The sequence below is a fragment of the Novosphingobium sp. BL-S-20 genome (assembly GCF_055521635.1).
In genome coordinates this window covers 834,268-846,162 of sequence record NZ_CM145493.1, presented here as the reverse complement: position 1 = coordinate 846,162, position 11,895 = coordinate 834,268, and the positions used below count along the sequence as shown (strand labels likewise).

Here is an 11,895-nt window from a genome sequence, read left to right as displayed (position 1 = left end):
TTATCGTTCGCGTTTTTTCAGAGACGCGGCCCTCCGCTTCTCCAGCGGCTGTCCGATTTCACCGGACCAGACCCTCAACATCGACGTACAGGTTGCCCAAGATGAAGACTGACTATGGCCTCCCCGATCCCGCAGGCCTGCTCCCCGACCGGCCGATTGCGATAAGGCGGCCCGGCTTTGCCGATCGCTTTCGCATGCTGTTCTTCGGCGTAACGCTGGGACTGGTCTCGATCGGCACGATGGTCGTGGTCTGGCCCGGCCTCTACGCCGACTATCGCATCCTGCGCGATCCGGTCGAAGTTCCCGAGGCCTCGCTCGTCAGCAGCGAGTGCAAGACGAAGAAAATGAGCGTCAACTGCGAAGCCGGCATCGCCTATCCGCGCGACGGACAGACGCAAATCCGCTCGGTCGAGTTCTCATTCATGAGCCTCACATCCGGCGACTACGAGACCACCATCGTCGCCGAAAAGGGCAATCCGGACAACATCACCCTGTCGCTCGCCATCGACGAGTTCTGGAACCGCTTCATCGGTTCGGCGGTGATCGTGTTCGGATTGGGCGCCGTCGCAGTGCTCATGGTGCGGCGCTTCCTCCATCTTTCCGCCACGCTGAAGGCGCTCAAGGAACCCGCGCGCCTGCAAGCGGTCTGGGCGCGCATTACCTTGAAAAGCACGAAATGGGGCAAGACCCGGATCACTTATTACCCGATCGTAGGCCTCAAGAAGGGCTTGGGCATCGTCAGCCTGTTCCCGAAGAACGAGACCCCGTGGATGCACTATGATCCGGCACAGAACGAGACGTTCGCGCTGGCCGTGCGCCATCCCGGCGCACTGCTTCCAGTCATGCTCGACGAGGAATTCGACCGCCTCGACCTGAACCCGCAGGAAGTGGCCGAGGCTCGCACTGCCAGGGACCGGCTGGCGCAGCATATCCCCGGCTGACAGGCCTGCGCAGGCGCGCGACTTCAGGTCGCCGCTTGCGCCCCCACTTGCGCCGCAGCCAGGCTTTCCCGCACGCGGGCGAGCGCCAGTTCCACCGGCTCGCGCTCGCCCATGAGCGCGAAACTGCCGTTGATGTCGAACATGCAATGGCCATGGACCGTCGCCACCAGCGAGCGCGCCAGGCGCGGTGCCTGCGCGCGGCTGTCGGCGGGAAGGACTTTAGCCACTTCCTCCACGACGAGTTCGGTAAGCTGACCGCGCAAGGCATCATGCTCTTCCGGCAGGCGGATGTCCGGCGGCAGGTGATGGTCGTAGATCGCCATCCATGCATTGCGATTGGCGCGGGCGAAACCGAAGTAGCCCTCCACCAAAGAGCGAATGCGGTCGTCCCCGGCACTGCCGAGGGCCTGGCGCATGTAGTCGGTCCACAACACGAACGTACGCGTGTTGATGGCAATGATAAGCTGGTCGTAGTTGCCCATCACGTTGTAGAGCGTACCGATCGAATACCCGATACGCTTGGCCACTTCGCGCGCGGAAAACCGCGAAAATCCGACGTCGGCCATGTGCTTGTGACCTTCGACGATGAGCATCTGCTCCAGCTCTTTGCGGCTGTGATCGGATCGTCTTCCCATATGCCGACAATCCTAACGATCCCTGTTAGAAATGTACAGCGTCCAATTTTATATTGAACATCGATTAATTTCGTTATACCCCTTTGCGGAAATCAACAGGTTGAGGAATGCCCATGCCCTGTTTCCACGCAGAGACCCATCGCTTTGCCCTCCGCACGCTTGCAGCTTGCGCGCTGGCGCTTTCCAGCGCGATGGCGGCCCCGGTCATGGCCGCCCAGCCTGATGCCGCCATTGCTGCGCTCAGCCGCCTGTCCGCCGCCCAGCTCGACACCGGCGCCGGACCGGGCAATGCCTTCCTGAAGGGCTTCTTCCCCCAAGGCTGCGGGGCGCCGGGCGGACCACCCGCACCGCAATTCGAAGCATTCTGCGCCTGGTCGTCCGCCGACGAGGCCGATTTCGACCTGCTCGTCGGTCTGCAGGACCGCAGGGTCGTGAGCGTGGTGACCGAGCCTTACGCGCTCGACAGGACGCTCTGGGAATGCCGCCCGCTCTACGAGAAGAGCGACGAAGTGCCTTCGGACCTCCAGGTCTGCAGCGTGCGCAGTGCAAGCATCGCGGACCGCGCGAACTGGGCAAGGTCGTGGAAGACCTTCCTCAGCGCGGTCAACTGAGGAGCATCCGATGTTCAAGTCGATCCTGATCTCCACGCTCGCCTTATCGGCTCTCGCAGGCGCAGCCCCGGCCATGGCGCAGACACAAGCCGAACCGCCCACACCGCGTTACGACGATCTGATGAGCGCAATGTGCAAGGCTCCGGCGCAGGACCGTTCCTGCGTCCTCGAAGGCAAGCGCCTGACATACTGGCTGAGCTTCGACAGCGCCGTGGGCGGCCGCAGGCTCTATACCGCCGTCGCCACCGCCCAGAACGAGGCCGAGCCAGGCGAAGCGCAGGATTTCGGCCCCGGAATGAAGCTCTCACTGGCACAGGTCACTTATGCGCTCGAAGGCGGTGCCTGGAAGCTGTTGGCGCGCCAGATCGATTTCGGCGCCGTCTATTCCAGCGGCGCCGCCGGAAATCCGCCGATGGACGATGACGGCGTCCCGCTGTTCCGGCAGGCGGTCGGCGACAGCGTGTTGATCGGCTATCCAACGCTCGCCATGGCAAACGAAGGCATCAGTATCCACGCATACGGCATGTTCCGTTCCGCGCCCGCCGGTCGCTGGATCTACGCGGGCGACATCGTGACCGGCTCCGACAACGGCGCGGGATGCGATCCCCAGGAAGAGCCACGAAGCTGTTATTCCAGCATCGGCACGCTCAGCCTCACCGGGCGCACCAAGGGCGGCTGGCCGGAAGTGAAGGCCGATCCGACCGGCAGTCTCTACGACCTCAAGACCGGCAAGGTGCGCGGCGCGACGGCAGCGGATGCAAGCTTCTGGACCTTCGACACGGCCAAGGGCGTCTATGCCGCCCCCAAGCGCCGCTGAGGAGAAACGCTGGCATGACCCCCCGCTTCCCGACCGTATTGCTGCTGGGCGCCGCGCTGGCAGCGAGCGCCACATCGACGCCCGCCCCGGCTGCCCCCAAAACGACGACAAGCACGAGAATCGCCTCGTTCCAGACCTTCTTCTCCCAATTCCGGCAAGCGGTTCTGGCCAACGATCGCAACCGCGTCGCCGATATGACAGCCCTTCCCTTCAACGACTTCAGCGGCGGCGAAGTGGATCGCAGCGCTGCCACGAAAGCGCAGTTCCTCGCCCATTACGACCGGATTTTCACGCCCGCCGTGATCGCCGGAATCCGGGCAGGCAAAATCCGCTCCTTCAAGCCCGGTAGCGATGATGGCGAAGCGCCCGGTCCGATCTCCAAGGGCGAATATCTTCTCGATATTCCAGAGTACGCCGACCAGCTGATCTTCACCCCCACCCCATCCGACTATCGCCTGACCCGCATTCCCTTCTATTCCTGACCCGCAACCCGCGAGAGGACTGGCGATGGCCACCGAATATACAGACATCATGCCTTCGGGCGATGAAACCGGTGAATGGCCGCTGCGCGCCTGGGGCCTCGCCCTGCTCGGCGGCCTCGCGGGCCTGGCCATCTACTGGATCGTCCGCCCGGACCATTATCGCGCCGATTTCGCCGCAATCCCGGTCCGCCTCGCTCTGGCCACTTTCCTTGGCATCGGGGCACTGGTCTTCGGGTTTCTCATCGAGCGAACCCGCATCCACTGGAGCGCGGCCTGCGCGGCAATCGGCGGGGCCGTCGTCGCGCTGACGATCTACTGGAACGGCCCGTTCGGCGGAAGGCACAGCGATGAGCCGTGGCGGATCGTCTGCGCCGTACTCGCCATCGCCGTCGCGGCGCCGCTGTTCCAGGCCTGGCGCGATGCCCATCCCGCGGGCCGCGCGGGAGAGGCCGGAAAGTTCGCCATCCCCTATCCCGAGGCCCACAGTCACGCCTGGACCAATGTGGTGCTGTGGTGCGCGGCCTGGGTCTTCGTCGGTGTGGTCTGGGCCATGGTCCTGCTGCTGTCCGAACTGTTCCGCCTGATCGGCATCAACCTGCTCAAGGAACTGCTCGACAAGGACTGGGCGGCGCTTTGCCTTACCGGCGCGGCGCTCGGCGCGGGCATCGGCCTTCTTCGCGACCGTGACGGCATCCTGCGCCTGCTCCAGCGCGTAGTGACGACGATCCTTTCGGTGCTGGCGCCGGTGCTGGCGCTCGGCCTGGTGATCTTCCTCGCCGCCATCCCCTTCACCGGCCTCAAACCCCTGTGGGACGCGACCCGCTCGACCAGTCCGATCCTGCTCGGCTGCGTGATCGGCGCGCTCTCGCTCGCCAATGCCGTGATCGGCGACCGCACCGCGCACGAGGCACGCAATCGCTTGCTTCAGGCCAGCGTCGCAGCGCTGGGCATTGCAATGCTGCCGCTCGGGACGATCGCGGCGATTTCGACCGGCCTGCGCATCCAGCAATATGGACTGACGCCGGATCGTCTCTGGGCCGTCGTCTTCACCGCCATCGCCTGCGCCTACGGCCTTGCCTATTTCTTTGTGCTGGTGCGATGGCGCATCGCCGCTGCCCCGCACCTGCGTATCGCCAACTTGCGCCTGGCGGGTGCACTGTGCCTCGTTGCCCTGGTGCTCTCGACGCCGCTGATCAACTTCGGCGCCCTCTCCACCCGCGACCAGCTCACCCGGCTGGAAAGCGGGCGAACCCCGCTCGACAAGTTCGACTGGCGCGCCCTTCGCTTCGACTTCGGCCGTTCCGGCGAAGCAGCCACGCGCCGCCTCGCCGAAACCGGCCGCACGCCCGCGATCCGCGCCGCCGCAAGGAAAGCCCGCGATGCACAGAACCGCTGGTCGCTCGATCCCGTCTCGCTCGAACTGAAACGCCAGCCGATCGAGGCCGAACGCCTGCTCGTCCTGCCGCGCGGCACCCGGCTTCCCCAGAACCTCCAGGACCAGCTCAACGGCTACGCGGCCTGCGGTTACAGCGGCGCCTGCACGGTGCTCCATACGCCCGGCAGCGACGAGGCGGTGATCGTTACCGCCAATGACAGCAACCTCTGGAAACTCGAAAACGGCAAGTGGAACAGCGCACCGGCACGGCCAGTCGTGTCCGGCAAGGCGGTTTACGAACGCCTGGAAGCCGCACTCAAGGCTGGTAAAGTCGAGACGCGGACCGTGACCCGCCGTCAGGTCTTCATCGACGGGCAGCCGGTCGGGCAGGACTTCGAATAGTCCGGACAAGCGAAAAGCCGCTCCGCCGTCATGCAGCGAAGCGGCTTTTCGTCATTCAACCGGCTATATAGTCCTTCCGGAATTGCTGCAGTTGATCGTTGCGCCAGAGATAATGCTTGATCTCGCAGTCCAGGCTATCCAGCGAGAAAGCCGATCCGGCGCCGAAAACACTTTCCCTGACAATACAGTCGGCACCGACGAATTCCTGCCAATCCTTCTGGGCCTCGTCGAGATAACGGGCCGCTACCGCGTAATCGGTTGCATCCGGCCCCTTGCCCTTCAGCACCTCATGGATCTGCACAAGCAGGCGGTCCTGGGCGGCCTTCAGTCCGTCGCGATACTCGCGCATGCAGTAGGCCTGTGCCACGCTGGAGCTGTCCCCATCGCTACACTGGCCGGCATCGTCGTCCACTTGCGTGTCCTGTGCAGAGGCGCCCTGCGGCGCCAGGGATGTCAGCATGGCCAGAGCGAACAGGGCGGGCAGCTTCACGGATTTCATCGGAAGTTCCTTGTCTTGAAACAGGGCAAATTCATTTCGCACGCCGCAGCAGGACGAACCCGCCGATGACGAATGCGACCGCGATCAGCGTCATCGGGATGCCGAAGATCAGAACGAAAAAGAACAGCGCGGTACCCTCGTCACGGCCGGGACTGCCCGAATACCCCATCAGCGCCGAACCCAGACCGCCAAGGAACTGGGCAAGAACGGCCGCTCCCACGACGATGCAACCCCAGCCATTGCGCCGCGAGGGCATGACCCGTCGTACGAGCAGCCATGCCACGGTAATCGCCAGAACGAGAGCGGGAAGGAAGGCCAGCGGCATTGCCGCCCCGGCGAGGCCCGGAACCGCCGCGAGGATCATCGCGAACAGCGGTTGCGACAGCCACCCCGCGATCAGTCCGACCGCGCCCGGCACGATCCATTCCGAAGCGGAAGACCTCATCGCCCCGCCTCGCAGGCAGAAAGCGAAACGACTGCTCCGAACTTCAACGATGCCATTGTGCGGCCTCACTGCAAGGAAAGTCCCGGCAGCAGGCCTAGATCACAATTTACCCATGTTCAATATTTAATTGACCATCGATCAATTAAACCTGCTGGAGCCAGTTCCGCAGCAGAAAATTGATCTGCTCGGGATGCTCCAGCGCGGCCATGTGCCCGCACGAGCCGATTTCGTGATAGCTGGAACCGGCAATGCGCTCATGAATCTCGCGCGCATGATCCGGCGGCGTGATGCGATCGCCTTCGCCCACCACGACCATCGTCGGCACGCGGATCGCCTGAAGTCCCTCCAGCGAATCGGGGCGTGTCATGATTGCCTGCTGCTGGCGGATGAAAGCATCTCCGCCGACACGCGAAGCCATGCCGCGCATCTCGTCGGCCACGAGACCTTCCGTATGATCGGCGTGGACCAGCTGGCCCAGCAGCTTGTGGGTAATGCCCACGAACTTGCCACGTCGCAGCGATTCGATCCCGATCTTGCGCTGCAGGGTGCGCTCCGGCGTATCGCTGCGTGCGCTCGAATTGATGAGGGCAAGGCGCGAGACGCGCTCAGGCGCGCGGCGCATGATTTCCAGCGCGACGTAACCGCCCATCGACAGCCCGGCGAGCGAGAACCGGCGCGGCGCGGCAGCCAGGGTGCGCTCGGCCATGGCGCCGATCGTGTCGTCCAGAGTGAGGTCGGCGACCATCGGCGCCGCCACGTCGGCCAGCGCGTGAATCTGGCGACGCCAGAGCGCCTGATCGCAGAGCAGGCCCGGCAGGAACACGACCGGCTCCAGCGCTGCACCCGCTGCCGGGACGCGCTCGGCGCCCCAGTTCCGGTCCGCCACCACATTGCCAATGCTCTCGATCGCCAAACTTGCCATGTCTAATCTCCTGAGGCCCAGATGGGCTTGCGCTCTTCATCTGTCCAATTCATGATGATGACGATCTTGATACATTTTAGGTATGACGTGGAACTCCGGCACATCCGCTACTTTCTCGCCGTCGCCGAAGAGCGGCACTTCACACGGGCGGCCCAGCGCCTGGGCATCGGGCAACCCCCGCTCAGCCACCAGATCAAGGACCTTGAGCGCGAGGTCGGCACACCGCTGTTCCACCGCATCCCTCAGGGCGCCGAATTGACCGAAGCCGGACACGCCTTCGAGGAACGGGTGCGACAGATACCCGAGATCGTCGCCGATGCGGTCAGCGCCGCACAGCGGGCGGCAGCGGGCGAAACCGGCCGCATCCGCGTCGGCTTCACCGGCTCGGCCGCCTTCAATCCGCGTGTCCCCCGGACGATCCGCGTCTATCGCCGCCGCTTCCCCGATGTCGAACTGAGCCTGGCCGAACACAATTCCAACGGCCTTGTCGAAGGACTGAGGAACGGCACGCTCGACGCCGCCTTCCTGCGGCCCGACGCCGTGGACAAGCAGGGCCTGCGCCTGTTCCATCTCGCCGACGAACCGCTGATCGCCGCGCTCGCTTCCGCCCGCATGCCGCACGGCGACCCGATCCGGTTGGAACAGCTTGAACAGGACCCCTTCATTCTGACCCCACGCGCCCTTGGCCCCACGCTGTTCGATGCGACGCTGGAGGCCTGCCGACAGGCCGGTTTCGAACCCGTGCTCGGGCAATCAGCTCCGCAGGTCGCCTCCGTCCTCGCGCTCGTGGCCGCGGAACTGGGCGTGGCGCTGGTGCCGGAATCGATGCGCGACGCCTCGTTCAAGGGCGTGACCTATCACGACCTCGAAGGCGATCCCCCGAAAGTGGCCCTGGCTCTCGCCGTCCGCAGCGACGAACGGGCCGCCACGGTCGCCGCCTTCACGGCAGAGGCACGCTTCCCGTCCGAATCGGAGCAGGATTGAATGCCGAAACACGATTGAACGATTGCATGGATCGGCAGCGCCGTTTACCCGGCGCTAACCATCCTCCAGTAGTCATAGGCAATGTCCCGCAGCCCTTTCAGACGCGTCCGCCTGTCGCTGCGCGAAGCCGTTCTGACCGCCACCTCCTACTTCGTCTGCGCCGCCATCGCGCTGCAGCTGACCCGTTTCGACGGCGGGATCGCCATCGTCTGGCTGGCCGGTCCGGTGCTCTTCGCGCGCCTCAGCACCACGCCGCGCTGGCGCTGGGGGGCGATCATCCTGGCCTGCGTTCCGGCAGCCTTCAGCGCCTCGTTCCTGTTCGGGATACACGGCCTGGCCGCGATCCCGCTGCCGCTGCTCTGCATTGCCGAAGCCTGGCTCGCCGCTTGGCTGATCCGCCGCCTCTATCCGCGCTTCGGACGCTTCCAGTCCCTGCCGGAAGTCGCCTCGTTCCTGCTTGTGGCGGGAGTCCTCGTCCCGGCGCTCACGGCATTCGGAGCCGCCCTTTCCGCACACCTGGCCCGCGACCTGCCCTACTGGCCGGCCTGGCGCGACTGGTACGCAGGCCATGCGCTCGGCCTGGTGACGTTCGCGCCGCCCTTGCTGCTCGCCTTGCGCGGCGAGGCACGGCAATGGTTTGCTGTCTCGGAAAAATCGCGGATGCGGGAAGCCCTGCTGCTTCTCGGCCTCGTGGCGCTGACGTCGCTGGCGACTTTCGGTCAGGAGAGGATTCCGCTGGTGATCCTGCCGTTCCTCCCCACGATCGCGGCCACCTTGCGGCTGGGGCGGTTCGGCGCGGTATCCTCGATCCTGATCCTGGTGACGATCGGCCTGTCATTCTCGCTGGCCGGGCACGGGCCGACCACGCTGCTGGATCTGCCGATGGGGCAGAAGTTCCAGGTCCTGCAGATCTATTTCGCCACGATCGTTCTCACCATTCTGCCACTAGCCGCCGAGCTGCGCTCCCGGCGGCGACTGGTGGACCGGCTCCATGCCGCCGAGGCGCTGCACCGGCTGGTGCTGGACCGGATGAGCGACATCGTCGTCAGGGTCAACGCGGCAGGCGTGGTGCGCTATGCCTCGCCCTCGGCCTCGCGGGTTTCCGGTTACGACCCCAGCGAACTGGTCGGCCAATCGATGTTCCGCCTGGTCCCGCCGGAGGATCACGACATCATCGTCGAAGCACGCCGCAAGGCGCTCGCCGATCCCGAAAATCATGCGATCATCGAATATCGCGTCCGCCGCAAGGACGGCACGCTCGTCTGGGTCGAAAGCCACATGCGCAGCATCGTCGACGATCACGGCCGCACGACCGGAACCGTAAGCATCATCCGCGAGGTCACCCAGCGACGTCTGCTGGTGGAGAATCTCACGGCGCAGGCCATGACCGATCATCTCACTGGCGCCTGCAATCGTCGGGCATTCGACGAATCCCTCCGGAGCCTCCTCGCCGAACGGCAGCCCTCCGGCACGGACGAAAGCGTCGCGGGATGCCTGGCAGTGTTCGATCTCGACCATTTCAAACACATCAACGACCGTTACGGCCATGGCGCAGGAGACGAGGTGCTGGTCCGCTTCGTCTCGATCCTGCGCGGCGCAGTGCGTGACGGCGATGTCGTCGCACGTCTCGGCGGCGAGGAGTTCGCAGTCCTGCTGGGCGGATTGACCGTCGATCAGTCCCATCTCGTCTGCGAGCGCATCCGCACCCGCTTCGAAGAGACCAACATCCTGGATTCGTTCGGCAACAGCGTGCAGGCCACCGTCAGCATCGGCATCGCCCCGCTGGTTCATGGCGGCGAAAGCCGGGAAATCCTTTCCCAGGCAGACGATGCCCTCTATCGTGCCAAGCGCGACGGTCGCAACCGCACGAGCCTGCCGATTGCCGTCCCAACCGACGAAAAGCGCAGCGCCTGATCGCAGCACCCGTTGGTGTTTCCATCACGTTCTTGCCGAAACCCTTGCGTTTCCGCGCTCCGGGCTTCACAATGCTGCAATGCAAAATCACGCGTATTCCATTCCGGCCTGAAAAACGAGCATGATCGATACCCGACTTTCCCTGATGGAAGCGATTTCGTTCCGTCGCACCGTTCATGCCCGCTATAACGGCGGCATCGTCAAGCTCGCCCCGCATCTCATGTTCGAGCGGCATGGCGATCTTTTCGTCAGCGCCCTCAACCTCAGCAAGGCCTGGCGCTCGCCCGAAGAACAGCGCCTCGGCCAGTTCAAGCTCGCCGGACTCGAAGTCACCGAACTGCTCGACGAAGTCTTCGAGCCGCTCGCCACTTACGAAGCCGCCACGCCGCGCATCGACGACACCCTGCTCCTGGCGGTCTGACCGGCTGAGCCGCGCGCTTTCGGTCAAGACATGACGGATCTCTTCGCCGGTTCCGCACCGCAGCATCGACTACCGCTGGCCGCCCTGCTCCGTCCTGCCTCGCTGGACGAAGTGATCGGCCAGGACCATGTGGTCGGGGCAGGATCGATCCTGCGCCGACGGGTGCGGGCGGGTTCGCTCGGCAGCGTGATCCTCTACGGCCCGCCGGGAATCGGCAAGACCTCGATCGCGCGGGCCGTAGGCGCCATGCTGGGCAAGACCTTCCGCCCGCTCAATGCCACGCGCGCCGGAGTCGCGGAAATCCGCAAGCTCGCGGACGAGGCGCGCGTCCATCCGCTGCTGATCTTCGTCGACGAAGTGCAGCGCTTTTCCGCCACCCAGACCGACGACCTACTGTCGATCTGCGAGGAAGGCATTGCCGACTTCATCGGCGCGACCACCGGCAATCCCTACCACGTCCTCACCCCGGCGCTGGTCTCCCGCTCGACCATCCTCAAGCTGGAACCGCTCTCCATCGCCGACATGGAGAAAGTCGTGCACCGGGGGATCGACCATCTCCGGGCAAGCGGCGTGGCTCTGGGGGTGACGCCCGAGCAGGTCCGCATGATCGCAGGCCGTTCCGGCGGCGACGCCCGGCGCGCGCTGACCACGCTGGAAAGCCTGGCGCTCGGCCACGAGGACGCCGCGTTCGATGTGACCGACGCGATGCTGGAGGAGGCCTATGCCGCCGCTCCGGTCAATCACGACAGGTCCGGCGATGCCCATTACGACGTGGTTTCCGCTTTCGTGAAATCCATGCGCGGTTCCGATCCGGACGCCACGCTCTACTGGCTCGCGCGCCTGATCCACGGCGGCGAGGACCCGCGCTACATTGCCCGCCGGATCATGATCCACGCTTCCGAGGACGTCGGCCTCGCCGATAACACCGCCTTGCAGACGGCAGTGGCGGCGCTCCACGCGGTGGAGAAGATCGGTTATCCCGAGGCCCAGATCGTGCTCGCCCATGCCGCGCTGCACGTCGCCCGTGCGCCGAAGTCGGCCTCGTCCTCGCGGGGGGTTGCGGCAGCGCTGCAATTCGTCGCCGCACAGCCGCCAGCGCAAGTGCCGCTCCACTTGCGCGACGCCCATTACAAGGGCGCCGAAAAGCTCGGCCATGTCGGCTATCAATGGCCGCACGACGATCCGCGCGGCTGGGTCGACCAAGTCTATTCGCCGATACCCAAAGGTTCGCTCTACCGCAGCGAGGCGCGCGAGGCAGGCACGTTCGAGCGCCGCGCCGACGAACACTGGCGCCGCGTGACCGGCATCGACCAACCCCGCCGCGACGGCGAGTAGTGCAAGACGCGCCCAACCCGCCCAACATGAATCTTTTGTAACCTCGCCTCCACGCCCGCTCCATGGCGGCAGGACTAGAAAGGTCATGCGGCCCGGGAGCCGAATGTGACAT

13 protein-coding genes are annotated in these 11,895 nt (G+C 65.0%); 9 read left to right on the top strand and 4 right to left on the bottom strand.

All coding sequences use genetic code 11. From position 1 onward, the window contains the following. Positions 1-101 precede the first annotated feature (101 nt). Entirely contained in the window at positions 102-941 is an 840-nt protein-coding gene (locus tag ACZ1II_RS03635) for a hypothetical protein (RefSeq protein WP_465144439.1), read from the top strand. Positions 942-964: 23 nt separating this feature from the next. On the opposite strand, the gene ACZ1II_RS03630 is transcribed toward ACZ1II_RS03635, so the two are convergent. Next, entirely contained in the window at positions 965-1,576 is a 612-nt protein-coding gene (locus ACZ1II_RS03630; RefSeq protein ID WP_465144438.1) for a TetR/AcrR family transcriptional regulator, read from the bottom strand. Positions 1,577-1,689: 113 nt separating this feature from the next. Here ACZ1II_RS03630 and ACZ1II_RS03625 point away from each other — a divergent pair, with 113 nt between their 5' ends. The 4 genes from ACZ1II_RS03625 to ACZ1II_RS03610 are packed head-to-tail and all read left to right on the top strand — an operon-like array spanning position 1,690 to position 5,263. After that, positions 1,690-2,187: a hypothetical protein gene (locus ACZ1II_RS03625; protein WP_465144437.1), complete on the top strand. Its 498-nt coding sequence runs from the start codon at positions 1,690-1,692 to the stop codon at positions 2,185-2,187. 10 nt (positions 2,188-2,197) lie between these two features. Continuing rightward, on the top strand, positions 2,198-3,004 hold the full coding sequence (locus ACZ1II_RS03620; RefSeq protein WP_465144436.1) for a hypothetical protein: 807 nt from the start codon (positions 2,198-2,200) through the stop codon (positions 3,002-3,004). A gap of 14 nt (positions 3,005-3,018) precedes the next feature. Further along, a complete protein-coding gene (locus ACZ1II_RS03615; RefSeq protein WP_465144435.1) occupies positions 3,019-3,486 on the top strand; it encodes a hypothetical protein in 468 nt (155 codons plus the stop codon). Between the two features lie 25 nt (positions 3,487-3,511). After that, positions 3,512-5,263 carry a DUF4153 domain-containing protein gene (locus ACZ1II_RS03610; protein WP_465144434.1) on the top strand — a complete coding sequence of 584 codons (1,752 nt, stop codon included), beginning with the start codon at positions 3,512-3,514 and terminating at the stop codon, positions 5,261-5,263. A 55-nt stretch (positions 5,264-5,318) separates the two neighbouring features. Here the strand turns inward: ACZ1II_RS03610 and ACZ1II_RS03605 are convergent, their stop codons facing one another. The 3 genes from ACZ1II_RS03605 to ACZ1II_RS03595 all read right to left on the bottom strand — a co-directional run bounded on the left by ACZ1II_RS03605 (position 5,319) and on the right by ACZ1II_RS03595 (position 7,129). After that, positions 5,319-5,762, bottom strand: coding sequence for a lysozyme inhibitor LprI family protein (locus tag ACZ1II_RS03605; protein ID WP_465144433.1), 444 nt, complete (start codon positions 5,760-5,762; stop codon positions 5,319-5,321). A 31-nt stretch (positions 5,763-5,793) separates the two neighbouring features. Continuing rightward, positions 5,794-6,207 (bottom strand): hypothetical protein, encoded by a 414-nt coding sequence (locus ACZ1II_RS03600; RefSeq protein WP_465144432.1) that lies wholly within the window; start codon positions 6,205-6,207, stop codon positions 5,794-5,796. A 142-nt stretch (positions 6,208-6,349) separates the two neighbouring features. After that, positions 6,350-7,129 (bottom strand): alpha/beta fold hydrolase, encoded by a 780-nt coding sequence (locus ACZ1II_RS03595; RefSeq protein ID WP_465144431.1) that lies wholly within the window; start codon positions 7,127-7,129, stop codon positions 6,350-6,352. A gap of 87 nt (positions 7,130-7,216) precedes the next feature. On the opposite strand from ACZ1II_RS03595, the gene ACZ1II_RS03590 reads away from it, so the two are divergent. From ACZ1II_RS03590 to ACZ1II_RS03575, 4 genes are all read left to right on the top strand, one after another. After that, positions 7,217-8,113: a LysR family transcriptional regulator gene (locus tag ACZ1II_RS03590; RefSeq protein ID WP_465144430.1), complete on the top strand. Its 897-nt coding sequence runs from the start codon at positions 7,217-7,219 to the stop codon at positions 8,111-8,113. A gap of 81 nt (positions 8,114-8,194) precedes the next feature. After that, positions 8,195-10,027, top strand: a complete 1,833-nt coding sequence (locus ACZ1II_RS03585) for a sensor domain-containing diguanylate cyclase (protein WP_465144429.1) — start codon at positions 8,195-8,197, stop codon at positions 10,025-10,027. Positions 10,028-10,148: 121 nt separating this feature from the next. Beyond that, positions 10,149-10,448 (top strand): hypothetical protein, encoded by a 300-nt coding sequence (locus tag ACZ1II_RS03580; RefSeq protein WP_465144428.1) that lies wholly within the window; start codon positions 10,149-10,151, stop codon positions 10,446-10,448. 30 nt (positions 10,449-10,478) lie between these two features. Then, positions 10,479-11,783 (top strand): replication-associated recombination protein A, encoded by a 1,305-nt coding sequence (locus tag ACZ1II_RS03575; RefSeq protein ID WP_465144427.1) that lies wholly within the window; start codon positions 10,479-10,481, stop codon positions 11,781-11,783. The last annotated feature ends 112 nt before the right edge of the window (positions 11,784-11,895 follow it).